We start from the raw sequence: 26,532 nt of genomic DNA on the forward strand, positions 1-26,532 counted from the left end.
AATTATTTGACTTGGTAAAATCTGGTAAATTTTAAAAAGAAGTTCAAAATAATGAGTCTAGGCATAGTTTATACCCTTATCTAAGGGCACGGACTGCTTTTTCTTATTTGAACTTCGGGCTTACCAGAGCCTTACCAATCAATGAGAAAAAAGTGACGTTCGTGTCCTTTCTTTGTTTCTGAACGATTGGAACGATTCCTCTTCTAAAGACAAGCAATAGACCTCGACAATCTCTTTTTTCTCTTCAAAAGTGCTTGTAATACATATATCAAATATTAATCATTAAAGAAAGGAGAAACCTATGGGTAAAATTGCAACAAGAGCGTTTTGTAATACGCTCAAATCGGGTGCATTTAGTTCGGAATTGACTCGGTGTCCGACAAGAAGTGAAATAGAAGCTATCGGTTTAAAAGTTACTGGAACCTATGCTACTAATCAGATGGTAATGGAAGAAAATATAATAGCGCTTTTCAGATTCATTGTTGTTGGCACTAGTGGTAATATTATTAAAAGTCAAGTATAATCGAAAGCAAGAAAGTGCCTTTTAAGGAAACAACTCACATTCTTGGAAATATCTCATCCCATTGGTTGCGGGATATATAAAGAAGTATTATGAAAATAAAAGTCTTTTGTATGATGGTACTATGTACTGGATTATTAGTTGGCTGTGATAAAGAACAGGATGAATACAAACCCATCAAACCTCCAACTTCACAACCGGAAGAACCTAATGAACCTGTTAGTCCACCATCAACTAATGATATTATTAGTTTTAAAATAGGAGATACAAGTATGATAATAGGAACAAATACATGGAATGGAATTACCTATGGTAACGGAAGATATGCAGTCGTAGGTGATAGTGGTTATGTAACTTCGTCAGTTGACGGAATTACTTGGGATTCACCCAAAACTATTACAGGTGCGAATAATTGGTTGTCTGTTGCATTTGGGAAAGATAAATTTGTAGCAATAGATTGGCATGCACCCAGTAATGTCATGACTTCTACAGATGGTATTAACTGGACAAAGCAAAGTGACAAACTTCCTCATATAGATAATAGATATTATAATGCGATCAGATTTTGCAATGGAATGTTTATAGCGGTTGGTACTGCGCAGATTTCAACATCTACTAATGGTACAACATGGACGAGAAGATGGCAAAACTCATATATTTACGAGCCACAAGATATAACTTACGGGAACGGTAAATATGTAACAGGAGTAGGAGGAGGAAATGTGCTTACATCTAGTGATGGCATTACGTGGGCGATGAAACAGCATCAATGTCTTATTGGAGGATATTATATTTATGGAATAGCATTTGGTAATGGAAAATTTGTAATGGTTGGCACAAAGGGGATAACAGCACGTTCAACAGATGGGGGTGAGACTTGGGAAGTCCCATCTATCTTTGTATCCAAGAAAAATTGGAGAGGGGTTATCTTTAGCAACGGAAAGTTTATTGCAATAAGTGTTGATGGGTATGTCACTACATCTACCGATGGCATAACTTGGAAAACTCTAGAAGCCCTAAAAGATGAATCGGGTAATGTAGTCACAGCGCAACTCAATGGCGTTTGTGCTATGCCATAGTTCTCGAATTACATATCAACATTTAATAGGGCAAGCTGGGAAACTGGCATGCCCTATTTTGTCTTAGAAATTGCCACTTTGGCAATAAGAAAGTAAAAGTTACTTTTGAATTATAACAATTTTGGTGTAGCCAATAATTTGATATTTTTCAATAAAAAAAATGGATATTTGAAATAAAGCATTTATACCGTATGGGCAAATAAAAAGGAGCCTGTTTCTCGAAAACATTTCTCATAACAGAAGATGAGACAAAAAAACGACTTGTTTTTTTAATTTACTTTAAAGGTGTATATCAATGTTGAGTCATTCTTGCAAAGAAACATTAAATATCCACAATAAGAATATGAAAAATTACAGATAACATGGTCTGTCTCCGAAAAAAATATTAATTTTGTAGTTAACCATTGCCTTTTTATAGCTATGGTTTACATTATTTAGTAATATATTATATAAAAAGCAATGGATGTTAATCTAAATTTAGTAAAAGATATCGTCACGATTGTAGGAATTATTATTTCTGCATTGACATTGTATAATGCGTATAATCTCTATCGGTTAGGAAAAAGAGATAGCTATATACGTGAGATTCGTAATACACTAATTACATTCCAATACAATTGCAAAAATTTAAATCAACTCATTAATTATGAGATTGTTCATGAACTTGTGTATCATGTTGTTTATTCTTCACAAATGAATAGGATATTAACTAAAATATATACAGCTAATTTTAATAGTTCAACAACAGAAGAAATGTTAGATAAGGCACTTGAAGATTTTGCTCCTATAACAACTTCAATTCATACTGAACTATTGTCACAATATGAGCAAACATTGAAAGGAAACACTCAAGAGTCTTCTAAAATATATACTAGCTACCCTAGTCTATATCGAGTATATGAGACTGTTAATTATATATTTTCTCGCACAACAGATATTACGAAAAACATAGTTAGAGATGAAAATATTTATAAAAATATTATCAATAAAGCATTCACCAATAGAAGCAATATTTCCAATATTGATGACCTTAAGGAATTTATTTTTTATAGCTTTATGTCGGGCATACCTAGTGGAGTGTTGAAGGACTCACAAAAAGATATAGATGATGCCTTGGATATCTTAACTATGGCAACAAATAACTTCATGAGATTAAGTGATAAGGGTCTATTTAAACAAAAAAAGAGAGAAAGTCATATATCTTTTAAAGAAATGGATAAAACTGATACTATTTTTGAAGATTTATTGGAAGCAGAAAAAGGATTAAAATTACTCTTTACAGATAACGAAATGTTATCATTCCGAGAGCTAAGTACAAAAATAAAAGTGAGGAATGAATCAGATGAAGACGCATAGTCTAAAAATGATAAATGCAATGATGACTGATGTGCGTTTTTTACAATTCTAATCTGCTAGGTCGCAGATTGGCACATTAAAGTCCAACCATTCATTATACACAATCGTTGGTACAGTCAAGTATATAGACGCGCAAATTAATTACTGATTCACATAAGTATAACATGAACTTTTGACTCATAAATTCCACCTGTTTCACCTTATCTCTGAAATATCGATGAATAAGGAGATAGCGGGTGAAAGCGTTGAGAAAATTAAGATGAAATCTCCCGTTATTGCTTTCACCTTTCAAATTTATTTATACCGATTGCTGGACATATAGAGCCACCGTGCTGAATATATAGATTCAATGCGGTAAGTATATAGATACAATGTGTTGGATATATAGATCTACCAACTCAAGTGTTAGTAGATGACACTCAAGATGTTAATGCTTTATATACAGGCTGTTAATACCTGATGGGTTATCTATTAATACCTGACAGCGGATTTGCTATTAGCATATTTCGATTAGCTATAAGCATATCCGGATTAGCTATAATGATATTTGTTTTAGCTCAAGGGATATTTTGAAAAGACAGGGTGAAACCGCTGATGTTCAGTTTTACTTGAATTTACCACTTGCTTTCACCCGCTATCTCCTTATTCATCGGTATTTCGACAATCAGGTGAAATCGATGAACGGCAATGATCTCATAGTGGCATTTATAAATGCTGAGAATAGGAGACTGATCATTGCATAGTTATGAATTATGTAACAGATCATTGTGCAATTGCCAGTCAAGAGAGACTATTTTATAGGATAGAGGAAAAAACTAACAGCTTTTTTTGTGGGTGATGAAATAAAACCGTATTTTAGGGACGTTATACCGATATTGATGAGTTATCAGAATGTATGTGATAAAAATCAGAATAGAGAATAGAAGGAAATAGCGTAAATTTGCCCAATATTGTCATTAAGTAGATAAGAAAATGAATTAACATAAGACATTATGCCTGACGAAATAAATGCCTACCTGCTTCAACTGATAGACAAGAAAAATATCTCTTCCTGCCAGCAGAACCAACGTATCAACGCGATCAAGTTCTATTATGAAAAGGTGCTGGGCAACGAACGTCACTGCTACAAGGTAAACCGTGCAAAACGTGAGAAGACACTGCCGGATGTATTGAGCAAGGAAGAAGTGAAAGACTTTCTAACAGTAGCTAAAGAAAATTTGCGGTTTTATTGCATGTATTCGCTGCTGTATTCGGCAGGGCTTCGTATCAGCGAATTGCTGAATTTAAAACCGGATGATATAAACATTTCCCGTTCACTGATACATGTGCGACAGGGAAAAGGGAAGAAAGACCGATATACGCTGCTATCCAAACCGTTTATCAATAAACTGGAAGAATATAGGATAGCATATCAGCCGGAAAAGTGGCTTTTTGAACGTGAAGCCGGAGTACAATTCTCTGAAAGTATCGTTGCCAAAAAACTGAAAGAGATAGCCCATGAAGCAGGAATAACAAAAAGAGTATATCCCCATTTGTTCCGCCATTCGTTCGCTACACATTTGATAGAACAAGGAACAGACTTGAAAATCATAAAAGAACTGTTGGGGCATGAAAATATTAAAACCACCGAGATGTACGTTCATATTGCAGACACTTACAAAAGCAAAATTAAAAGTCCGTTGGACGATATTTTAGAAGAAGAGATTTAATAAAATACTTAGAGAAAATAACAGCGAAACATTAAATGACCGCTGTTAGCATAACGTTATCAACCAATAAACAAAGAATATGGAACTGAAAAAATGTTTTCTATATAAAGCAATCCCCACCACCAATACAGGCGAACCGTTTTTTGGTTGGATTGGTGGTTGTCCGCCTGCATGCTTTGATAAAGAGGATACTTCTTTAATGGGTTATCTTTTTTATATGACTTTCATATTGCCTAATAAGCAAAGACAGATTTCTATTTTTTTACCTGAAGATTGGGAAATCTATCTAAATAAGGATAGGTATCCCGATTGTGCAATCAAGGTAATTGAACATGATGTTTCTTTGGAAGGTATAACAATAGAGCTACAAAATCCAGTAATAATAAAGCATAATATTATTCTTTACAAAGAGTGTTGTGACACTGAAACCGAAAGTGAACCCTTCTTGGTAAAGCTGGGTGGTAAACCTCGCTTAGTTCAAAATAAAAAATTCTATTATGATCAGTTGGAAAAAGATGGCTATTCTTTTTATATGCAAATAGACGAAGATGGCTATCCGCTTGATGGATTATTGAAAGGCAATTATCCTTTCTGCTATGGTGCATTATATCTGTATGCCAAGCAAAACAATAGCATTGTAGAAAACATTATTGCTGGTTATTGGCAATCGACATAAAAAAAGGTTGATAACACGTGGCTAAATCTCTTTTAAGAGTGATTAGCCACATCTCATTACCTGCAATTAAAAATATTAGAAGAAATGAAAATAAAAGAAGCTTGGACGATTGAACTGAAAAATGGAGCCTATGGTGGATTAAAGCCTATTATTGATCCTTTTGACAAAAATAGATTTTATCTTTCCGATGGCTGGGGATCGGCTTTCCCTTCCATAAAATTGCGCCAACTCTCTTTCTCTGACGGAAAAGAATTAAATTCTGTATCAATAAAAAATATTGTAAGGTGTCTGTATTTTAATTCTGATGGAAGGAATATGTTTGCCGTATCCGACAACAAAATATTTCAAATAGACAGAATAAACTTATCCATTATAAAAAAGTTTGATAAAGGCATACAGCGGTACAGTGATTATATTTCCTCAAATAATAAAGATTCTCTTTTGTTGATGAATTACAATAGTGATTATCTATGTGTGTATAATTATCTGACAGAAAAAGGACTAAAGAAAAAACTTAAATCCTGTAAAGGTATCATTCAAGGAGAAACTCCCGATACTTTCCTGATTTTTTGTCCCAAAACGGGAACGGTCTTGAAGTATTATTTGATGGAAAATAAATTAGAGGAAATTATCAGAACAGATATATATTATTCAGCATGGAAAGGTAACTCCGATACATTTTATTTTCATTTGGGCAAAATTGTAGAAGCAACGTCTAATACGCATGAACACATTGTGCCAACAAATAAGATTATTACAATTTCAGCGAATCAACCGAATCTCACGAATGAGATCATACTTGACGCCGAATATCGTAAATTTTGGATTTCTGAAAATGAGGAATTAATGTATCTTAATAATATTAATTTTATAAATAGAAATCAAATATCAATTTACTCACTAAAAGAAAAGAAAATTGTTGATACGTTGACTATAAACAAGGGAGAACAAATTATAGAACTCTTTGATGATAAAGGAGTTGCTTTAAGCTACAACATAGAAAATCCTAAAAAAATAACCTGTTGGAAATACGAATAGCAGGTAACAATCACCTAAACTGCTAAACGCAGTTAGCTGAAACCCATTAAACGCAATAATAAAAATATGGAATTGAAAGATAATTTGTATAACCAAATAGAATCCCTATCGGAAAAGGGAAATGAGGCAATGGAAAATGAAAGGTATGATGAAGCCATTTCATTTTTCCAGCAAGCCTATAACTTATTGCCTGTCCCTAAAGAAGAATGGGAAGCCTATACTTGGATAATGGTTTCTATTGGAGATGCTTATTTCTCCAAACAAAAATATCAATCGTCTTTAGAATGTTTCAGAAAATGTTACAACAATGGCGATGTCGATAATCCTTTTATTCTACTACGTATAGGGGAAAACTCTTTAGAACTGAACGATAGTGAAATGGCAAAAGAGTTTCTGTTGCGTGCTTATATGCTTGAAGGAAAAAAGATATTCAAACATGAATCTAAATATCTTCAGTGGCTATCGAATAACGTTGAATTAAAGAGAATTCGGAAAAAGAACACTCAACAGGAAATAATCATCAAACAGAGTTCACCAGATAACGATGTTACACCTGCATGTATGGAATCATCAGATGAATTGAATAATCAGGAAAACCAATGGCTGAATAAAGTCGTACCATTTTCCCGGAAACAAGAGTATGACGAAGTTTTAAAGATTAGCAAACATTATTGGGGTATGCTCCCGGAACCCAAAATGACTACTGAGTTCAGCTATCATCTTGTGAATACATTAACTATAACGTATTTAAAAATGGAGCAATTTGATATGGCTCTACACTGGGCAAAAGTTTATGATACTTTTGATTTTGCATCTACCGGTCGAATTGATAGCGGAGAAAAGGATTATTATGTAGCCATTGCATATTATGAAAATGGAGTATTTGAAAAAGCACAGGAGTATTTCTCCATTGCCAATAAAAAATCTAAAGGACGATGTTTCCAACTTTTATTTGGAGATAAGTATAAAAAGGTATTCAAGGGCAGCGTTTAACAAGCGGCTCAACCGTCCTTAAAGTCGGTTAGCCACTGGACATTATCAGTCAGAAATTAACTAAAAATGTCATGAAATTAAGAGATGAAATAGAATGTAATATTATTAAAGCCAAACAAATTTATCCACAAGTATTGGACTTGATTGATAAATACGACAATGCTTGCTATATTGAGGATAAGGAAAAGTGTGCAGAAATTATTCAGCAGCTTTCAATACTAACAGGTAAACATATTACTGAAAATGATTTATTTGAACATTGGGAAGGTGATGGAACAGAAGAACTCGTTTTTCGATTTTGTTTATCAGAGCCTCCAACACTTGTATCACCTTTATTAGAACAGGAATTATTTGAAATCATTCAAAGAATATGTGAACCTAAATATGAACCTTATCCTGAACTCTATGAAGATATGCCATATCCTAAAGAATGGGTCAAAGAATGGTTTTGGATTCCTTTAAACTGTGTGTACTATTTTCCTTTATTAGAGAAAAATTTGAATTTACCTAAAAGTTTTAATATAAGAACTGATGCTTTTGGTGATAACGATGCTGCACCAATAGAGATACTTGAAATAATTTTAAAAGCAATGAAGTGAAAGACTGATAACAAACAGCAAACCGCCTAAAGCGGCACGCTGTTAAACATTATCGCGACAAATAAAATTATAAAAATGGAAGAATTAGAAAAATTATTGATAGAAGAAATTGAAGCTAATATTGAAACAACATTCTTATACCAATTTCATGAGAAGAATTTTTTTGATAGAGAGAAGTTTCAATTGCTTATCGTTAATGTTAATAAAATGGCAAACTATTACATAAGCAATGGTAGAACTGAATATTACAAAAAAATAGCGGCTGGTATAATTGATAGGTTTGAATATATTCTATGTTGCTTTTATTGGCATTTAGCGCCAAATGACCTATGTTCTATTATAAATTACAACGATATAAAAGATGAAATTTCAGATTATTGTGATAAAATGCGAGAGGTAACAGGCAAATTGATTTTATAGTATAATAATCGCGATAACAAACAGCATTACCGACTGAAAAGCGGAACGCTATCGGACATTAGCAACCGATTAAAACAATATGATACGAAAATTCATTTCCTATATAAAAGAACAGATTAATAATCAGTCATATACATACACAATACATGAAAATACGGATTATGTACATAGTATGTATGTTGATATAGATAATGATACTAATTTAGGTCGTGTAACACTATGGGATGATAATTCTTGTGTTATGGAAATCCTTAGTATCGAAACAGGAAATTGTTTATTCTCCGAAAGATATGAGTTCGCATCTTTTAATGAACTGATCGGGAAATTTGATAATTTCTATTCAATATTATCACAAACAGGGTTACATGATAAGTTAGGAACGGTCGCTAACAAACAACTAAATGCTGCAAACAATTAGCTGCAAACAATTATCTGTAATAAAAAAGAATATGAAATTAGCAGAAGCAATGAATACTTATAATCCTGCTTTATCTGAAATAAAGAGAAGAGGATATAATATAAAAATCAGACTGGATGAAAGCCAAAATGAAATAGAACGTTGGATTGCTCAAAAACATGATTTAGAAATAATTGGCTTCAATCCCTTATCATTATTAGGCTTGATTATTATTGCAGAACAATATGGTAATGATTGGAATAAGGTACACACCGAAGATTGGTATGACAAAATATTAGAAAATGATGAAATATAACAGATAACAAGCGAATGAACCGCCTTAACGGTCAGTTATTCACAAACCATTAGTCATTATAAAACAATATGTATATCAAAGAACTATCGAAAGGAATAAAAATAAAAGGTTTTAAAAAGAATAGCTTAACTTGGTTATGCCAATGTGATCCTTTTGTTTATATGTTCAGAATTGATCCAGGCAAATATTGTGATAAAAATTGGCAATATTATACTTTGGAGATAGGAATCTATTCTTCAGATGTTTTTGCTTTGTGTTGGGGTAAAGTGCCAAAGGGTAAAAGTGTAAAAAATACAGATTGTTGTTTGAGAGGTAGAATTTCTGATTTCTTTCAAGAAAATGGCGACATTGAATTTTATGAAGATGTAGATGTAAAGGAATTACAAGAAAGAATAAATTTCTTAATTGAAAAAGATATTATTCCTTTCTTTAATAAAATAAAATCATTTGAAAAGCTATATAGAATAATGCTTTTCTACGAAGAAAAGGCTATTCAACAAGAATTGCATCAAATATATATTGCTTGTATTGAATATGTAATGAATAAAAAAAATGATGCTTTAATACGATTAGAGAAAATCAATAATCAAGTATGGAAGAAGAAGGCACAAGAAGTAATAATGAGAATGACTAACAAACAACTAAGTGCTGAAAACAATTAGTTGCAACCCATTATTGACGATGAAAAAAGAATGTGAAAATATATTCGGAAACAAATCTAAGTTCGCAATAGAAGTAAAGCTATGGCAACTTAATGAAAGTCCTATATTCATAAACTATTGTTTATGGATAAGCAACAATATGGTCGGAAATATTAAACAATCTGCTGTGTTGTCAGCAGAATTGGATCGTATCTTCAATGTAACTGAACAAAAAGGACAACGCCATATTTCCTCTGATAATTTGTCGGCAAATGCGTTCACAGACAAATTAATTGAAAATATCTGGCTTAACGAATGTGATTTCACGCAAAATCCAACATTTGCTAATCTTGACATACTTTCGCAGCATGGAGAGTGCTTTGAAGGTTATTTTGTGTTTCTTGTAGAACAACAAGGTCATGAATGGCTACTAACAAAAGATAACATAGATAATCGGTATTATAACATCAAGTTGCCCGCAGGAATGATATATTCATATTTTGAAGAATTTTCAAAATGGATTAGAGATTCAACAATCTTGGCATTACGAATTGATAAAGCGTCAATAACAAACAGATAAATCGCCCTTAAATGGCAATTATCTGCCAAACATTAGTTGCAATAAAAAAAATGAAGAAAAAATGAATGTAATACCGGAAAAAGAATATTCGTTCTCAAATGCGCTCTTTTGGGACGTAATATTACATCATCATATACAAGCATTTGATAAGGTAAGAAATGAAAATTTTGATGAAGTGTGGGATGAAAAACTTGCACCTGCATCATTAGACAAAAAGGAATTTATGGAGTATTGGAGTAAGCTATCTCAAATGGATTTAGAAACATCAGAAAATCAAGGTGAGATAGAAAATCCGAATATCCTAATACTTCCTATCGGAGATGATATTACATTAACAATAGAATATCATCCATGTTGTACATACTATTTTTTGAATGATGTTCTGATTGGCGAGGTTAGCGGCAATTATCACTTAAAATATCTCACATATCCAGAACTAATGCGGATTACAAAGTTAAAATATGGAGATATACTATTTCATCTACTTTTGCCTTTGTCTGCAATCAGAGAACAGGAAAAAGACATAGCACTTAATGAAATAGTCCAAAGATTGCAGCAAGTTCCATTATTTCAAAAACATTCCGGGTATATTAGCAAATGTGTCTTGAATGGGTTGTTAATACCCAACTCTGATATACAAGATATTCCCGAAATTGGAACTATATGTACAAGTAATCATTCTTATAGGAATGCTTTGAAATACGATGATGATAAACAGGAAATTAAAGAATTAAATATACTTTTGTCAAAATTGTAAATATGCAACTAACAAGCACCTGTGCCACCTAAACAGTGGCAAGCTGCATCTCATTACCGACGAGAAAACAAAAATAATGAAACAAATATTAACTGATTATCTTGATATATGCTTGAAATTCCGAAAGGAATATCTTAGCAAGCCAGAACGGAAGCAGCGGCACATTCTTTTAACGGAATGGGATAAGGCTCAATATGCGGACGGCAATCCAACTATCCCTGAATTATATGAATTTTGGGATAATCACAAAGATGTAAGCTATAATAAAGTTTTTATCGAGAAGGTAATAGTCCCAGCAGTTAATGTTGATATTGGAAATGAAGGCATTGAAGGATTGAAATTCCTATTCTACTGTCTGCGTGGTAAGGATGCGTTTTTATATAGGTCATCTGATAGTCCCGTATCTATCTTTTCTAATGAGAGGAATTATAAATACAGCCCATTTCAGTTAGCTGATATGGTGCTTGAAAAAGAGCCGGATAATGAAGATGCGTTAAAAGTAAAATATTTCATTGGGAAAGAGATTTTATGGTATTCAATACATGAAATTCCATATGGCGTTTTGAATGGTGTGAATGGAGCAAATATTTCGGATATACCGGATATGCTAAGTTCTGTTGATAGATTCCAAACCATTTCAAACAAACTAAAAATTGACAATGACAAAATCCTTATAGAAGATTGCCGAAAATTTTATGCCGCATATAGAGAATATCTACAACAACTGGAACGGTATGCCGATTTTGAAGATTATTTGAATAAGAATAATATTTCATATGAACGGTATTGTAGTACATACTATTACGACAAGGAGAATAAAAGATAATCAGTAACAAAAACGTCGGTAACAAACGGATGAATCTCCCCTAAAGGTCGATTATCCGCCAGCCATTAGCATCAATGAATGAATTATGAACAAAAGAATAAATAGCAGGTCTGAATATTGGCAAAGGTATGATACCCTATGTAGTAATATAAAGTCTGAAAATAATCAGTTGGCAGAACAACTTATAAATGCAAAATTACATGTCAATGGCTTGACTGATGGTTGGTATGACTTCCTAAATTTGTTTAAGGAGTTAATATTCAAGAATGCTGATACTTTAAGTTCAGATTGTAAAGTACAAGCAGATATTCTAATTACTCAATTAGAAAAAGTTCTCGTACCGCAAAACAGATATGGTGGTATGACCGTCAATGAACGTCTTGTTATTGCTAACAAAATGGATGAATTTGATAACGCAATAGACAACAAAGACACATTGAGAATCATAGAAATTCTAAAAAGTGTAGAATTGACTGATGACAATATCAATACTATTCTTAAGAGTTTCAAAATGCCAGCTATTAAATAAGGGATAAAAAATATGATGCTAACAAACAGCACACCGTCTAAAGCGGCAAGCTGCCAAACATTATCATAAACACTAATACTAATGAAATTTAGAATATTGGCAACAATACATTTGATAGGGATGGCATTAGCCATATTGAGATTATGCTTCGTCCCATTCGAAAACCATTTACGATATGGTATCGGGCATACAGTATGTTGGATAATCGTTATAACTGCTGTTCTTGCCTTTTTCTGTGTACCTCAAACAATATCTTTGCGAAAGTGGATTAAACGGTATTTTGGGGTTTATCTTTTTAATACATGCTTTATGGCATTATATCCATTGGCAATAGTTATCTTGTTTATAATGGCTGCATTTGTACCCGAAGGGTGGCGTTTGTGGGTGGTAGAGGATTGTTTTGTGCAAGCTCTGATACCCAAACCGATAGAGTGCGAGAACGCTACTTATGTTATTCGCAAATGGGAGGATGTAAATTATACCGACAATAATGAAAGGTTTTATCTGTATAGAAAAGCATCGCTTGTTGAACATCTGATAAGCATACGTCACGCCGCAGATATTGAGTATGAAAAAGGGTATGCAAGGCGGATTTTAGAAGTGGACGAAAACAAAGGAATACTTAAAGTTGAAGTGGATGTCTATACTGATTATGACTTTGCCAGAACAGAAATTCAAGAATGGGAAATAAATAAAGAGGAAACAAAATGATAACATACAGCAACACCGCTTAATACGGCACGCTGGCAACCATTACCAACAGAGTAAAAAAATGAAAGTATATAGAATAGCAATAAATATGATTAAGCAAACCAAGATTTTAAAATTTATAATCCCTATTGTAGTATTCATTCTATTGTATACTGTCTCAACAATTAGAAACAACAATGTAAGAAAGGATGGCATATATTCTATCGTAACTCTTATTAAATACGGTTCTGCTTATAGAGGGCAAAGTGCAAAATATGAATTTATATATAATAAGACTTTATATGAAGGAAGTTTTTTTATATCATTTGCCGAGAGTAAAAACACTCCAATCGGAACCCGTTACTTTGTAACATTCTTAGCCAAAGCCCCCGACCGACATCTTATATTAGACAGCGTACCATCTTGGTTTACTCTAAAAGCACCGGATAAAGGATGGAAAACATTACCTACACAAAAACAACTACGAATAATGATGAAAGATAGCTTGAATTAAAATGCTGCCACCGAACATTAACTTGTAAATACATAAACGAAAAATGAAACAGAAATATTATATAATCAAACTCTTATTGAAAATATGGTTTGGAATATTATGTATTAGTCTATTGTGTACTACGGGTATTATTTGGCTAAAGACTCAAAATATAAAACCTGTACCAGATATGGAAACTTCTTATAGAGGCATGGCATTAGTTTGGTCAATTTTGGGAATTTTGGCATTATCTACCGGAGCAATCACTTTGTTCTTGAACTGCTTTGCAAGAGTTAGAAACAGCATACTGTATAGTTCCCTATCATTTTTTCTTATTCCTATTTTGATGATTTTATTTTCTGGAACAATGTGCTTGTATGATACTACAATACCATTTTTACTTTGTTTATTGGTGTCATACATATTGTTTAGATATAAAATAATACAGAAAACAAGCGGATGAATCGCCCTAATGGTTGATTAGTTACCGGACATTATCAGAATATGGTATTGAAGCACATAACATATTCTGGATTTACCTTACAAATAAGTTTGTTTGGATAGAGGTTTCCATATGCAGTATGTCTTGCCAATCCCATATCTTGTCTACAAACAAAGCCTGTTCGTCTCATTTGAAAAATGCATGCTGTCCTGTCCCTTATCTTCGTGTCGAAATAAAAAACAGAATAAGTCATGAAGATGAATAAAACTATGTTGTTGGAGAAGATAGCAACCCGTTCGGGAGTATCAGTAGATGAATGTGGGGTAGTGCTTAAAACGTTGGAAAGAGTGTTGAGCGAAGAACTCACACGGAAGATGTATCGTTATGGGGGGTGGATACTCTTATTAATTGCTTTATTGGTGTCCGTAGCTGCTTTCGGGCAGACATCGGAACGGAAAAGCCGCCCCGTTCAGACGATTCGCGGGATTGTAGTCGACGGAGACTCGAAGTATCCTATACCGTATGCTACGGTGAAGTTGGCAGGCACAGAAGGAATGGGGACGACAACGGACAGTCTCGGACGTTTCGCCATCCGGCAAGTCCCTGTCGGACGGCATACGGTAGAGGCAGCCTTTATGGGCTATGAAACCGGTGTTTTTAGGGAAATACTAGTGACTTCCGCCAAAGAAATCTACTTGGAGATACCTCTGAAAGAGAGTGTGAACGAACTGAATGAAGTAGTAGTTCGCGCCCGGACGAACAAAGAAGAAGCGATGAACAAAATGGCTACCACCGGAGCACGTATGTTGAGCGTGGAAGAGGCAAGCCGTTATGCGGGCGGATTTGACGACCCTGCACGCCTGGTTTCCGCTTTTGCCGGAGTAGCTCCCAGTGTTTCCTCGAATGGGATTTCCATTCATGGCAATGCTCCCCATCTGTTGCAATGGAGACTGGAAGACGTAGAAATCCCTAATCCGAATCATTTTGCGGATATAGCCACGTTAGGCGGCGGAATCCTTTCTTCCCTTAGCTCGCAAGTACTCGGAAATTCCGATTTCTTCACCGGAGCTTTCCCGGCGGAATATGGAAATGCTGTATCCGGCGTGTTTGACATGAAGTTGCGCAACGGAAACAACCAGAAGAATGAAAATACCATCCAGGTAGGAATCATGGGCATTGACGTCGCATCCGAAGGTCCTTTGAGCAAGAAACATAAAGCATCGTATATCTTCAACTACCGTTACTCCACCACTGGACTGCTCAATCTTGACGGAGGAACAATGGACTATCAGGACTTGAACTTCAAACTTAACTTCCCGACGCAGAAAGCCGGAACTTTCTCCATCTGGGGAACCAGCCTGATAGACAAATTTAAAAGCGACATGGAGAAGAATACTGAAAAATGGGAGTATCTTGGCGACCGCAGCGAGTCACGCGACAAGCAATATATGGCAGCCGGCGGTATCAGCCACCGCTATTTCTTCAATAGCGACGCATCACTGAAAACAACCGTTGCCGCCACCTACTCGCAACTGGACGGCGGGGCGTCCATGTTCAACCATGCTTTGGAATCCACTCCCTATATGGACTTGGAATCGAAACATACCAACCTGATACTGACCAGTACCTTCAACCGTAAATTCAGTAACCGGTTCACCAATAAGACAGGCTTCACCTACAACGCCATGTTCTATAATATGAACCTCGCCATCGCCCCTTATGAAGCCCATCTGCTGGAAACCGTCTCACAAGGTGACGGCAGTACGAGCCTGATTTCCGCCTACAACAGTTCCTCTGTCGGACTGGGCGACCGCTGGACTCTCAACGCCGGCATCTACGGACAATTTCTGACCCTGAACAATAAATGGTCTGTCGAACCCCGTGCCGGTCTGAAATGGCAAGCCACCCCGAAAGCTACTTTTGCCATCGCTTACGGAATGTACAGCCGCATGGAAAAAATGGACGTCTATTTTGTAAAGACGAAAACCACAGGCGACAAGTCCGTCAACAAAGACCTCGACTTCACGAAAGCCCAGCACATTATGTTATCTTTCGGCTACAAGATTTCCAACCGTATGAATCTGAAAATAGAACCGTATATCCAGTTCCTGCACGACGTTCCTGTAATGGCGGACAGCTCTTATTCCGTGCTCAACCGCTCTGACTTCTACGTGGAAGACGCCCTTGTCAACAAAGGAAAAGGCCGTAACATCGGAATCGACATCACCCTCGAACGCTTCTTGGAGAAAGGATTCTATTACATGATTTCCGGCTCCCTGTTCGATTCCCGCTACCGTGGTGGAGACGGAAAATGGTACAACACGAAGTTCAACCGGAACTATGTCATCAACGGACTTGTCGGCAAAGAATGGATGTTGGGACGCAACAAGCAGAATATCCTTAGCGTCAATCTGAAGCTGACCTTACAAGGCGGCGACCGCTATTCCCCGATTAACGTGGAAGCGACGATGAACCACCCCGACAAAGAAGTGCAGTATGACGAAACAAGAGCATTCTCCAAACAATATTCCCCCATGTTTATCGGCAACTACACCGTCAGCTACCGTATCAACAAGAAGAAAGTATCCCATGAGTTTGCCGTAAAAGGACTGAACTTTACCGGAGCGAAAGAGCACTACGGACATGAATATAACGTGAAAACCGGAAAGATTGATGTCAGCAACGGTTCCACGATACTGACAAATGTGAGTTATAAACTTGAATTTTAGCCAAAGGGTATAGAAGCCTTACCGGAAAAAGCTTTATCTTCGTGCCCGGGAAGCCGTGTACGCTGGGAATAGCAGATTCCGGTAACAATGTATTCCTTAATAAATCCCTTAATAAAGCGTATGGCAACCGAATCAATGGCAACAAGCAATATCGCAACAGGCAATGACTCTGCCTTTTTATATAAATTACTCGTCAGTCCGGAATTCCGGTGGGTACGGTATCTGGTGCTCATTATGGTGCTGGGTACTATTTCCTTCAATCAGGTCTTTATTCTTTTTATGGACTACCGGGAGATATTGGGCGACTGGATTTATATATTTACTTTCATCTACCTGCTCACCTATGTCGCTGTCGTCTGTCTGAACCTCTTTTGGCTGTTCCCGAAATTCCTGCTGAAAAGGCGTTACCTCGCCTATTCATTCTTACTCTCTGCTGCAATGGTAATTGCGCTGTTGATACAGATGATAGTAGAATATCTGGCTTATTCTCACTGGCCGGAACTCCATGCACGGGGGGCCTACTTTTCAGTCCCCATGATAATGGACTATATCTCTTCTTTTATACTGTCGACGCTTTGCATGATAGGCGGAACGATGACCGTGCTCCTGAAAGAATGGATGATAGACCATCAGCGCGTCTCGCAAATGGAGAAAGCCCACGTGCTTTCCGAAGTGGAGCAACTGAAAGAACAAGTCAGCCCGGAACTCCTCTTCAAGACCTTGCATCATTCGGGAGAACTGACATTAAGCGAGCCGGATAAGGCGTCGAAAATGCTGATGAAGTTGAGCCAGTTGCTTCGTTACCAACTCTATGATTGTAGCCGGCAGAAAGTGCTTCTTAGCAGTGAAATCGCTTTTCTCACCAATTATCTGACATTGGAACAGGGTTCATCGGCGAGATTGAACTATGAACTTACTTCGGAAGGAGAAGTGAACAGAATGTTGGTTCCGCCTTTGCTTTTCATCCCTTTTGTGCAGTATGTCGTAAAGTTGCTGCACGAACGGCAGCTATCGGCTTCCGTTTCCTTAAAAATCCATTTGCAAGCGGAGAGGGGTACGGTTATATTCACTTGCCTTTGCCCGGAACTTGACCTCTCTGCGGGCAAAGGACTGGAGCGAATCAGGCAAAGACTGAACTTGCTGTATGGCAACCGTTACGAACTGTTATTGACAACGAAGTGCATACGACTGGAACTGAAAGGGGCTGAAGCATGACAATCAATTCTTTTCTGCTAAGTCCTCATTGCAGGATACACAGGCATCTCCTGTTGCAATCGGCTGTCCTGCTGATTACAATCAATGTATTTTGGTACGAGCCTTTGCAAATCGTCTCTTTTTGGAAACGGTTGGCCGGATGCCTGGTCTACTTTTTGTCTATGGACGCGGTGATATATGCGAACTTGTATTTATTAGTACCCCGTTTCCTGCTGAAGAATCGTTTCGGCAGTTATATCGGGGCTGCCATATTAACGAATCTAGTGGTAATCACTTTTCTTTCGATTACCCAGGGGGCACTTTTTGAAGTGATTCTGCCCGTTAGGAATCCCGACGGATTTGCTACATTTATCAATGCCTTCTCGGGGATACTTACGATGGGATTTGTCACGGCAGGCTCGGCAGCCATATCACTGTTCACCCATTGGCTGCGCTACAACCTGCGCATTGACGAACTGGAATCCACCACCTTGCAATCCGAACTGACGTTTCTCAAAAATCAGATTAACCCGCATTTCCTTTTCAATATGTTGAATAACGCCAATGTCCTGATAAAGAGAAATCCGGAAGAGGCTTCCAAAGTCCTGTTCAAACTCGAAGATTTGCTACGCTATCAAATCAATGACAGTTCGCGCGAAAGAGTCTCGTTAGCTTCGGATATCCGTTTCCTGAACGATTATCTGAACCTTGAAAAGATACGCCGTGATAATTTTCGGTTCACAATGGAGCAAGAGGGGGATATTGAATCTATTTGGATTCAGCCGTTGTTGTTTATCCCTTTTGTAGAGAATGCAGTAAAACATAGTTTCGATAGCGAGCACCCTTCGTCTGTTCGTATCTCTTTCAAAGTAGACGATAACCGGTTGGAGTTTCATTGCGAAAACTCCAAACCGTTCGTTGCCGTGAGCAAAGGCAAGGTGGGCGGAATCGGACTTGCGAATATTCAGCGCAGGTTAGGGCTGTTATATCCCGACCGCTACCAACTGGAGCTAAAAGAAGATGAAACCCGCTATTCCGTAATTTTAAGTATAACATTATGAATTGTATAATAGTAGATGATGAACCGTTGGCACGCGAAGCCATGAAGTTATTGATAGAAGAGACAGGCAATCTTCAGTTGGCAGGCAGCTTTAACAGTGCCGCTACCGCTTCCGACTATATGGAGCAGCACGGAGTCGATTTAGTCTTCCTGGATATCCAGATGCCGGGGATTACGGGAATTGAATTTGCACGGACGATTTCAAAGCGGACATTGGTTATCTTCACCACCGCCTACACGGAGTATGCACTGGACAGCTACGAAGTGGATGCCATAGACTATCTGATAAAACCTGTCGAAGCGGAACGTTTTCAAAAAGCAGTGGACAAAGCATTGGCCTATCACTCCCTGTTGTTGAAAGAAGAAAAGGAAGCCATCGAGACAATCGTCGCTGCCGAATATTTCTTTGTAAAGGCGGAACGCCGGTATTTCAAAGTCAGCTTCTCCGATATTCTCTTTATCGAAGGACTGAAAGATTATGTCATTATCCAACTGGGCGACCAGCGCATCATCACCCGTATGAGCCTGAAAGCCATATTCGACTTATTACCTAAAGCCACTTTTCTGCGGGTAAACAAGTCATATATAGTCAATACCGCTCACATTGAATCGTTTGATAATAATGATATATTCATAAAATCGTATGAAATTGCTATCGGCAACAGCTATCGTGATGACTTTTTCGAGGGCTTTGTAATGCGGCAAAGATTGTGATAATTCATTTTTTTTTGGTTAAATAATTTTCAAATGGTATATTTGTAACCAAAAGAAAGGATATACGTGATTCGCACAACTGAAAACATAAGCATTAGACTGACTGATGAAGCACAGTTCCGCTTTATATTTGACAAATATTACATAGCCCTATGTATGTTTGCCAATCAGTATGTCGAAGATGACGCGTTGGCTGCCGATATTGTTCAGGAATGTTTTGTCAAGTTGTGGCAGTTGCGGGATGATTTTATGTATATCCATCAGATTAAATCCTTCCTTTATACTTCTGTACGCAACAAGTCCCTGAATGAACTGGAGCATACCAAAGTCATGAACGAGTATGCCCAAAAAGTAATGGAAATGGGCAAAGAGTCTTTCTTTCAGGACAAAGTTATCGCCGAAGAAAGCTACCGTATATTGGTGGATGCTATCGACAAACTGCCGCCCCAGATGAAAAGCATTATGCGGCTGGCTCTTGAAGGAAAAACCAACCCGGAGATTGCGGAAGCTTTGAATATTTCGGGAGAGACGGTACACTCTCAAAAGAAGATAGCCTATCGTAAATTGCGCGGATATTTGAAGGATTATTATTACCTGCTTTTCTACTTTTTATAGTTTCTTTTAAAAAAAATCATTTTTAATACACCCTGCTTTTCAATTCACCTGTTTTAGTATAAACAACGATTAAAACATGTGAATTATGATAAACCAATATTTCTATATCGCAAGGCTTATTGCCAAATATTTATCCGAAGAAATAAAAGAAGAAGAATTGGCGGAACTGACGCAGTGGAGAAACGAATCTGCCGGAAACGAACGGCTCTTTCAGGAAATCTGCCGTGAAGAGAACATAAAGTTGAATATGCAGAAAAGGCAGGCTTTCAGTACGGAAAACGGTTGGGTAGGGGTACAGAGGAAAATACAACATCATCGTTTCAGATACCGTCTGTTGAACGTATGCAAATATGCCGCCATCCTTATTCTTCCGTTGGCTATCGCTACTTTCGCAATTTATAAGAGTAACACTTACGATGCCCCTCATCCGGTAGCTCATGCAACGGAGCAAATCATTCCGGGCGGCAAGAAAGCCACCCTTATGCTGGATAACGGGGAGACAATCGACCTGAAATCCACTTCGGGGGTAGAGCTGAAAGAAAAAGACGGGACAGTTATCCGAGTGGACTCCACCGCATTGAATTACCGGCAGGTTCCTGACCGTTCATCCGATAAACTTGCTTATAATAAGGTAAACGTTCCTCGCGGCGGCGAATACCAGTTGACGTTGAGCGACGGAAGTAAGGTGCACTTGAACTCTATGAGTTCTATCCGCTTTCCGGTTCAGTTTGCGAAAGACTGCCGCCAGGTGGAACTGGAAGGAGAGGCCTATTTTGAAGTAAGCAAAACGGGGCATCCCTTTATTGTAAAAACCAAAGGGATGGATATCGAGGTATTGGGAACTACCTTTAATATATCCGCTTACGCAGATGAGGAATATCAGACAACGCTTGTCAGCGGCTCAGTAAGGGTACAGACAGAAAATGGAAGCAACCGGATTCTGAAACCGTCCGAACAGGCTTGCATCACTCCGGGCAGTAATCAGATAAATGTCCGCAATGTAGACACCGCATTCTACACTTCATGGATACATGGAAAGATTAACTTCAAAGACCGTCGACTGGAAGATATTATGAAAACACTCGCCCGTTGGTATGATATGAACGTAGTCTATGGCGATGAGGCTACAAAGGAATTGCGCTTCGGCTGCTATATCAACCGCTATAATGAGATAACCCCGCTTGTGGAATTACTGGAACAGACGGGCAGGGTTTCTGTCGACGTGGAAGGAAAAACTATTAAAATATTTACTAATCATTAATCCCTGTTTTATGGAAAAACTACGTAATGTTAACCGACTGGGGAAATATGGAAGACGTCTTTGCATGACATTCCTCTTTCTCTGTATTACGACTTCAGGGCTTATGCAGGCATCAGTGTTTGCACAGGCTACCGTTACAGCCAAATTTAGAAATGTGACACTGAATGAAGTGCTTTGGGAAATTCAGAAACAAACAGACTTTACATTTATTTACAGCACAAGTGATGCGAAGAAAGTCCGGGTGGAAAACCTGAATGTGAAGAATGAACTGATTTCCGAGGTGCTCAACAAATGCCTGCAAAATAGCGGGCTGACCTATACGGTGCATGATGGAGTGATTGCCATCCGTAAGGCTGAACCGGCAAAGGGGCAAGTCGCTGCTGTACAGGAAAAGAGTTATACGATTACAGGTAAGGTGACCGAAGATAATGGCGAACCGATTATCGGAGCCAACGTGATTGTAAAAGGTACGACGAATGGTATGATGACCGACTTGAATGGTAATTTTCATTTGGAAGTAATGGATAAGAAAGTTGCTTTGGTGGTTTCTTATATCGGTTACACTTCGCAGGAAGTGGTTGTCACTCCCGGCAAGGCGGTTCATGTAGTTTTGAAAGTGGATAATAACCTGTTGGAAGAGGTGATAGTAACAGGATATGGTACTTTTAAGAAATCGGCTTATGCAGGTTCTGCCAGTATTGTAAAGACGGAAGCGGTGAAAGATGTTCCTAACGTATCATTCCAGCAGATGTTGGAGGGAGCGGCTCCCGGTGTCAGTGTGAATAGCGGTTCGGGCATACCGGGTTCGTCCACGTCTATCCGTATCCGTGGTATGGGTTCGTTCAATGCTTCCAACTCTCCGCTTTATGTAGTGGACGGTGTTCCTGTATTGTCCGGCAACATCGGTGCATCCGGCAGTGATTCCGGTTTGGACGTGATGTCTACCTTAAATACGTCTGATATCGAGAGCATTACTGTTATCAAAGATGCTGCTGCCGCTTCGCTCTACGGTTCGCGTGCAGCAAACGGGGTGGTTATCATCACTACCAAACAGGGAAAGTCGGGCAAGCCGGTCTTCTCACTGAAATCCGACTGGGGATTTTCTAATTTCGCCATGCCTTTCCGCGAGATAATGGGCGGACAGGAACGGCGGAATATGATTCACGAAGGTTTGCGCAATTACGCGTTATCCTACACCGGCAAAGTGGATGAGGATGCCATGGAAGAAGGGCTGCATCCGGGCATGACCGAGAATGAGGCTTGGGCGTATGCGGATGCGAACATCGACCAGTATGCACCGATACCCTGGTGCGGTTTTACGGATTGGGACGATTATCTGTTCCGTAATGGTAGTCATCAGAATTATGAGTTTTCTGCTTCCGGCGGACAGGAGAAGATTAAGTATTACACCTCTATCGGCTACATGAAGCAGGAAGGTGTTACTATCAACTCCGGACTGGAACGTGTTTCCGCCCGTTTGAACGTGGATTACCAAATGGCTAAATGGATGAATATTGGTGCCAAGATACAATTCTCAAGAGTGAATCAGGATACCTACTCGGAAGGTACTACCTATACTTCTCCCATCTACGGTACACGCAACGGTGCTACTCCTTCCGACCCTGTATGGAACGAGGACGGTACATGGAACCGTGAACTTATCAAGTTGGACGACCGTAATCCTATGTTATCCAATTCCTTCAACTTCAAGAAAGAATATGTAACCCGCTCTTTCAATACTGTCTATGCGACTTTCGACATTTGGAAAGGCATCAAGTTTACATCGACATACAGTTATGACTTTGTGATGAACAAGTCGCGTGCATGGAAAGATCCGCGTACCAGTGACGGTGACGACGACAACGGACGTTTCAGCAAGGACTATAATGATATTACGAATATGACATGGTCTAATATCCTGACCTATCAGACCAAGTTTAAGAAGAAACACAACCTGGATTTGTTGGCAGGTTATGAAATCAACAGCAAGGAATCGGACGGATTGGGTGCTACCATTTCCAACTTCGCACGCTGGGATAAGCCGGAGATAAACAATGGTGTGGTCTATCAAAGTATGGGCGGTTCCAACAAGGCGACCCGCATTGTCTCTTATATCACACGTGCCAACTACGATTACGATAATAAATATTATTTGGGCGCCAGTTGGAGAACGGACGGAAGTTCACGTTTGGCAAGAGAGAACCGTTGGGGAAACTTCTGGTCGGTATCGGGAGCATGGAGAGTCAGTTCCGAGAACTTTATGAAACCTGTTCAGGATTGGTTGAGCGATTTGAAACTCAGGGTGTCTTATGGTGTGAACGGAACGTTGCCTTCTTCCTACTACGGCTATTTGGGATTGAGCAGCCTCACCAGCAACTACAATAATAATCCGGGCATATCGCAGTCGCAACTGGAGAACAAGGAACTGACCTGGGAAACCAACTATAACTTCAACTCCGGCATTGACTTGGGATTTTTCGACAACAGACTGAGTGTTACGTTTGAATATTATATCCGTACCACGAAGAACTTGCTTTACAGCCGTCCGTTGTCTTTGTCTACCGGCTTCTCCAGCTACCTTTCCAACATCGGCAAATTGCAGAATAAGGGTTATGAACTGGAAATCCGTTCAACGAATATCGAAACGAAGAATTTCCGTTGGAGCAGCAGCCTGAACCTGGGACACAACTCCAATAAGATATTGAAGCTGGACGGTGACTTGAAGCAAGTGACTAGCGGAACGACTATACATAAGGTGGGCTTGCCTTATTCTACCTATTATATGATTGAATTTGCAGGCATCGATCCGGCAGACGGTGAGCCGATGTTCTATAAAAATTCGACAGACGAGAACGGAAAACTGAACAAGGAGACCACCAAAGACCCGCGTAAGGCGGAAAAAGTAATTTTGCAATGTGCAGATCCTACTATTACCGGTGGCTTTGGCAACAGCCTTTCCTACAAATGGTTTGACTTGAACTTCAACCTGAATTTCTCTTTCGGTGCATGGAATTATGACGGTGCGGCAGGTAAGTTGGAACATGGTGGTGACGGTACACTGAATATTCCTACTTATTACCGGAAACGTTGGCAGAAAGAAGGCGACGAGACTAATATAGAACGTTTTGTAATCGGTCGTTCCATATCTATGAAAGACTATGCCACAAGCCGTCGTCTGTACAGCGGTGATTACGTCCGCCTGAAGAATCTGACTTTCGGCTTTACCTTACCGAAAACATGGACACGGAAAGTCGGTATTGACAATGTACGCTTATATGCGTCGGGCAATAATCTGTTGACTTGGGCAGCGTATGATTACATTGACCCGGAATCGGGTTCGTCTCCAAGTTGGGATACTCCACCGATGAGAACATATACTTTCGGCTTGGAAGTTAAATTCTAAATGCATTAACCTATTAAATGAGTAAGTATGAAAAAGATAAAATATATAGCTTTAGGTGTCTTTGCAACTTTGTTAAGCGGTTGTGGAAATGACTGGCTGGATTTGCAATCTTCCACGGCTATTGAAACCGAAGGTTCGCTGACTGAATTAAGAGATTTTGAGTTTGTGCTGAATGGTGCATATAGCAGTATGCAGTCGTCCAATTATTACGGCGCCGATATGGTGTGCTACGGTGATTTGACGGGGGATGACATGAAATCTTATAAATCTTCCAGCACCAATGTGAACTACTATACATTCAAGTATAACAAAACGAACGGCCCTAGCGGTTTTTGGGGAATGTATTACGGAGTAGCCAAGAATCTGAATATCCTGTTGCGGGATATTGAAAAGATAGCGTTGGTTCCCGACAGGGAAATAACGACTCCGAAACTGGAAAAGCTGACCGAACAGGTGTATCACGACGATCTGAAAGGGGAGGCTTTGGCAATCCGTGCCCTGCTGTTGTTTGACGTGACGCGTCTTTACGGCTATCCTTATCTCAAAGATAACGGTGCGTCATTGGCTGCACCTATCATTGATAAGGTGGTGGAAGACAAGAACTTCAAACCGTCCCGCAATACGACTGCACAATGTTACAAGGCAATCACTGACGATTTGATTGAAGCGGTGAAGCTGCTGCGTCCGGTGAAGAAAGAGGGGAAAATCAATAAATGGGCGGCAATGACTTTGTTGAGCCGTGTCTATCTCTACATGGGAAATAACGGTGAAGCCTACAATGTAGCCATCGAAGCTATCAAAGGGGCGGAGAAGCAAGGTTATAAACTATGGACGAATGACGAATATGCTAAAATATGGGCGACTCCGTTCAACAGTGAATTGTTGTTCGAGATTGTAAACTTGACAACCGACAGTCCGGGTAAATCGTCAATCGGTTATCTCTGTACCAAATATAACCTGATAGCCACGGAAAAGTACTGGAAGAAGTACATGAAAGAGAAATCCGATGATGTCCGCAGCCAGATGGTTTCTACGGCAAGTAGCAGCAAACCTTTTTGTTTGAAATATCCGGCACAAGGAGATAAAAGTTATGAGGACGCCAATATTCCGATTTTCCGCTTGTCCGAACTTTACCTGAATGCAGCCGAAGCCGCAGTGAAGAAGGATGATATAACGAATACCCGCAAATATTTGAAACCGATTTATGCACGTACAGGAGAGAGTCTGGATGATTTGCCGGACGATGCTATTACTTTGGACTTGGTGCTTGAACAACGTCGTATCGAATTTTGGGGAGAGGGGCAGCGTTTCTTCGACTTAATCAGAAACAATAAGAAGGTGGAACGCACGGACTATTTGAGCGAAGTTCCCGAAGAAGCGCGTTCCTTCGACTGGAACTATTATAAGATAGTACTTCCTGTTCCTAATCACGAAATGGAATACAATGAGAATATGGTTCAGAACCCGGAATATGAATTGCATTGATTAACCGCAT

The 26,532-nt window shown here is 38.6% G+C and carries 26 protein-coding genes and 1 pseudogene; 26 read left to right on the plus strand and 1 reads right to left on the minus strand.

Annotation, left to right across the window (positions count from 1 at the left end; translation table 11 throughout):
* Positions 1-301: 301 nt before the first annotated feature.
* The 18 genes and pseudogenes from RDN93_RS06390 to RDN93_RS06475 all read left to right on the plus strand — a co-directional run bounded on the left by RDN93_RS06390 (position 302) and on the right by RDN93_RS06475 (position 13,640).
* Complete coding sequence (locus RDN93_RS06390; RefSeq protein WP_308744723.1) at positions 302-523, plus strand: hypothetical protein; 222 nt, start codon at positions 302-304, stop codon at positions 521-523.
* A 110-nt stretch (positions 524-633) separates the two neighbouring features.
* The gene (locus RDN93_RS06395; protein ID WP_308744724.1) at positions 634-1,599 is read left to right on the plus strand and encodes a sialidase family protein; all 966 of its coding nucleotides are present in this window, start codon (positions 634-636) and stop codon (positions 1,597-1,599) included.
* A 459-nt stretch (positions 1,600-2,058) separates the two neighbouring features.
* Complete coding sequence (locus tag RDN93_RS06400; protein WP_308744725.1) at positions 2,059-2,955, plus strand: hypothetical protein; 897 nt, start codon at positions 2,059-2,061, stop codon at positions 2,953-2,955.
* A 989-nt stretch (positions 2,956-3,944) separates the two neighbouring features.
* Positions 3,945-4,664, plus strand: a pseudogene (locus RDN93_RS06405) (tyrosine-type recombinase/integrase); the annotation flags it as partial.
* A gap of 79 nt (positions 4,665-4,743) precedes the next feature.
* Positions 4,744-5,340 (plus strand): hypothetical protein, encoded by a 597-nt coding sequence (locus RDN93_RS06410; protein WP_308744726.1) that lies wholly within the window; start codon positions 4,744-4,746, stop codon positions 5,338-5,340.
* An 84-nt stretch (positions 5,341-5,424) separates the two neighbouring features.
* On the plus strand, positions 5,425-6,378 hold the full coding sequence (locus RDN93_RS06415) for a hypothetical protein (protein ID WP_308744727.1): 954 nt from the start codon (positions 5,425-5,427) through the stop codon (positions 6,376-6,378).
* Between the two features lie 66 nt (positions 6,379-6,444).
* Positions 6,445-7,371: a tetratricopeptide repeat protein gene (locus tag RDN93_RS06420; RefSeq protein ID WP_308744728.1), complete on the plus strand. Its 927-nt coding sequence runs from the start codon at positions 6,445-6,447 to the stop codon at positions 7,369-7,371.
* A 71-nt stretch (positions 7,372-7,442) separates the two neighbouring features.
* A complete protein-coding gene (locus RDN93_RS06425; RefSeq protein WP_195473252.1) occupies positions 7,443-7,970 on the plus strand; it encodes a hypothetical protein in 528 nt (175 codons plus the stop codon).
* 75 nt (positions 7,971-8,045) lie between these two features.
* A complete protein-coding gene (locus RDN93_RS06430) occupies positions 8,046-8,390 on the plus strand; it encodes a hypothetical protein (protein WP_032536038.1) in 345 nt (114 codons plus the stop codon).
* A gap of 79 nt (positions 8,391-8,469) precedes the next feature.
* A complete protein-coding gene (locus tag RDN93_RS06435) occupies positions 8,470-8,808 on the plus strand; it encodes a hypothetical protein (RefSeq protein ID WP_195473254.1) in 339 nt (112 codons plus the stop codon).
* 31 nt (positions 8,809-8,839) lie between these two features.
* Entirely contained in the window at positions 8,840-9,103 is a 264-nt protein-coding gene (locus RDN93_RS06440) for a hypothetical protein (protein ID WP_065739937.1), read from the plus strand.
* A 68-nt stretch (positions 9,104-9,171) separates the two neighbouring features.
* Positions 9,172-9,765, plus strand: a complete 594-nt coding sequence (locus tag RDN93_RS06445) for a DUF4304 domain-containing protein (RefSeq protein WP_308744729.1) — start codon at positions 9,172-9,174, stop codon at positions 9,763-9,765.
* A 19-nt stretch (positions 9,766-9,784) separates the two neighbouring features.
* Complete coding sequence (locus tag RDN93_RS06450) at positions 9,785-10,324, plus strand: Imm42 family immunity protein (RefSeq protein WP_308744730.1); 540 nt, start codon at positions 9,785-9,787, stop codon at positions 10,322-10,324.
* A gap of 61 nt (positions 10,325-10,385) precedes the next feature.
* Positions 10,386-11,081 (plus strand): Imm19 family immunity protein, encoded by a 696-nt coding sequence (locus RDN93_RS06455; RefSeq protein ID WP_308744731.1) that lies wholly within the window; start codon positions 10,386-10,388, stop codon positions 11,079-11,081.
* Between the two features lie 76 nt (positions 11,082-11,157).
* Positions 11,158-11,907 (plus strand): hypothetical protein, encoded by a 750-nt coding sequence (locus RDN93_RS06460; RefSeq protein WP_308744732.1) that lies wholly within the window; start codon positions 11,158-11,160, stop codon positions 11,905-11,907.
* Between the two features lie 85 nt (positions 11,908-11,992).
* The gene (locus RDN93_RS06465) at positions 11,993-12,436 is read left to right on the plus strand and encodes a hypothetical protein (protein ID WP_308744733.1); all 444 of its coding nucleotides are present in this window, start codon (positions 11,993-11,995) and stop codon (positions 12,434-12,436) included.
* A 309-nt stretch (positions 12,437-12,745) separates the two neighbouring features.
* On the plus strand, positions 12,746-13,147 hold the full coding sequence (locus RDN93_RS06470) for a hypothetical protein (RefSeq protein ID WP_308744734.1): 402 nt from the start codon (positions 12,746-12,748) through the stop codon (positions 13,145-13,147).
* Between the two features lie 61 nt (positions 13,148-13,208).
* Positions 13,209-13,640 (plus strand): hypothetical protein, encoded by a 432-nt coding sequence (locus RDN93_RS06475; protein WP_308744735.1) that lies wholly within the window; start codon positions 13,209-13,211, stop codon positions 13,638-13,640.
* Between the two features lie 180 nt (positions 13,641-13,820).
* Here RDN93_RS06475 and RDN93_RS06480 read toward each other — a convergent pair whose 3' ends face one another.
* Positions 13,821-14,042 (minus strand): hypothetical protein, encoded by a 222-nt coding sequence (locus tag RDN93_RS06480; protein ID WP_308744736.1) that lies wholly within the window; start codon positions 14,040-14,042, stop codon positions 13,821-13,823.
* Between the two features lie 270 nt (positions 14,043-14,312).
* Here RDN93_RS06480 and RDN93_RS06485 point away from each other — a divergent pair, with 270 nt between their 5' ends.
* The 8 genes from RDN93_RS06485 to RDN93_RS06520 all read left to right on the plus strand — a co-directional run bounded on the left by RDN93_RS06485 (position 14,313) and on the right by RDN93_RS06520 (position 26,522).
* On the plus strand, positions 14,313-16,790 hold the full coding sequence (locus tag RDN93_RS06485) for a TonB-dependent receptor (RefSeq protein WP_308744737.1): 2,478 nt from the start codon (positions 14,313-14,315) through the stop codon (positions 16,788-16,790).
* Between the two features lie 135 nt (positions 16,791-16,925).
* Positions 16,926-18,005, plus strand: a complete 1,080-nt coding sequence (locus RDN93_RS06490; RefSeq protein ID WP_308744755.1) for a histidine kinase — start codon at positions 16,926-16,928, stop codon at positions 18,003-18,005.
* Entirely contained in the window at positions 18,002-19,045 is a 1,044-nt protein-coding gene (locus RDN93_RS06495) for a histidine kinase (protein ID WP_308744738.1), read from the plus strand. The genes RDN93_RS06490 and RDN93_RS06495 overlap by 4 nt, the downstream gene beginning before the upstream one ends.
* Complete coding sequence (locus RDN93_RS06500; protein ID WP_308744739.1) at positions 19,042-19,758, plus strand: LytTR family DNA-binding domain-containing protein; 717 nt, start codon at positions 19,042-19,044, stop codon at positions 19,756-19,758. The genes RDN93_RS06495 and RDN93_RS06500 overlap by 4 nt, the downstream gene beginning before the upstream one ends.
* A 66-nt stretch (positions 19,759-19,824) precedes the next feature.
* The gene (locus RDN93_RS06505; RefSeq protein ID WP_308744740.1) at positions 19,825-20,373 is read left to right on the plus strand and encodes an RNA polymerase sigma-70 factor; all 549 of its coding nucleotides are present in this window, start codon (positions 19,825-19,827) and stop codon (positions 20,371-20,373) included.
* 85 nt (positions 20,374-20,458) lie between these two features.
* Positions 20,459-21,634, plus strand: a complete 1,176-nt coding sequence (locus tag RDN93_RS06510) for a FecR domain-containing protein (protein WP_308744741.1) — start codon at positions 20,459-20,461, stop codon at positions 21,632-21,634.
* A gap of 10 nt (positions 21,635-21,644) precedes the next feature.
* A complete protein-coding gene (locus tag RDN93_RS06515) occupies positions 21,645-25,037 on the plus strand; it encodes a TonB-dependent receptor (protein ID WP_308744742.1) in 3,393 nt (1,130 codons plus the stop codon).
* A gap of 27 nt (positions 25,038-25,064) precedes the next feature.
* Positions 25,065-26,522, plus strand: coding sequence for a RagB/SusD family nutrient uptake outer membrane protein (locus RDN93_RS06520; RefSeq protein WP_308744743.1), 1,458 nt, complete (start codon positions 25,065-25,067; stop codon positions 26,520-26,522).
* Positions 26,523-26,532: the final 10 nt, after the last annotated feature.

The organism is uncultured Bacteroides sp., assembly GCF_902491285.1.
GTDB lineage: Bacteria > Bacteroidota > Bacteroidia > Bacteroidales > Bacteroidaceae > Bacteroides.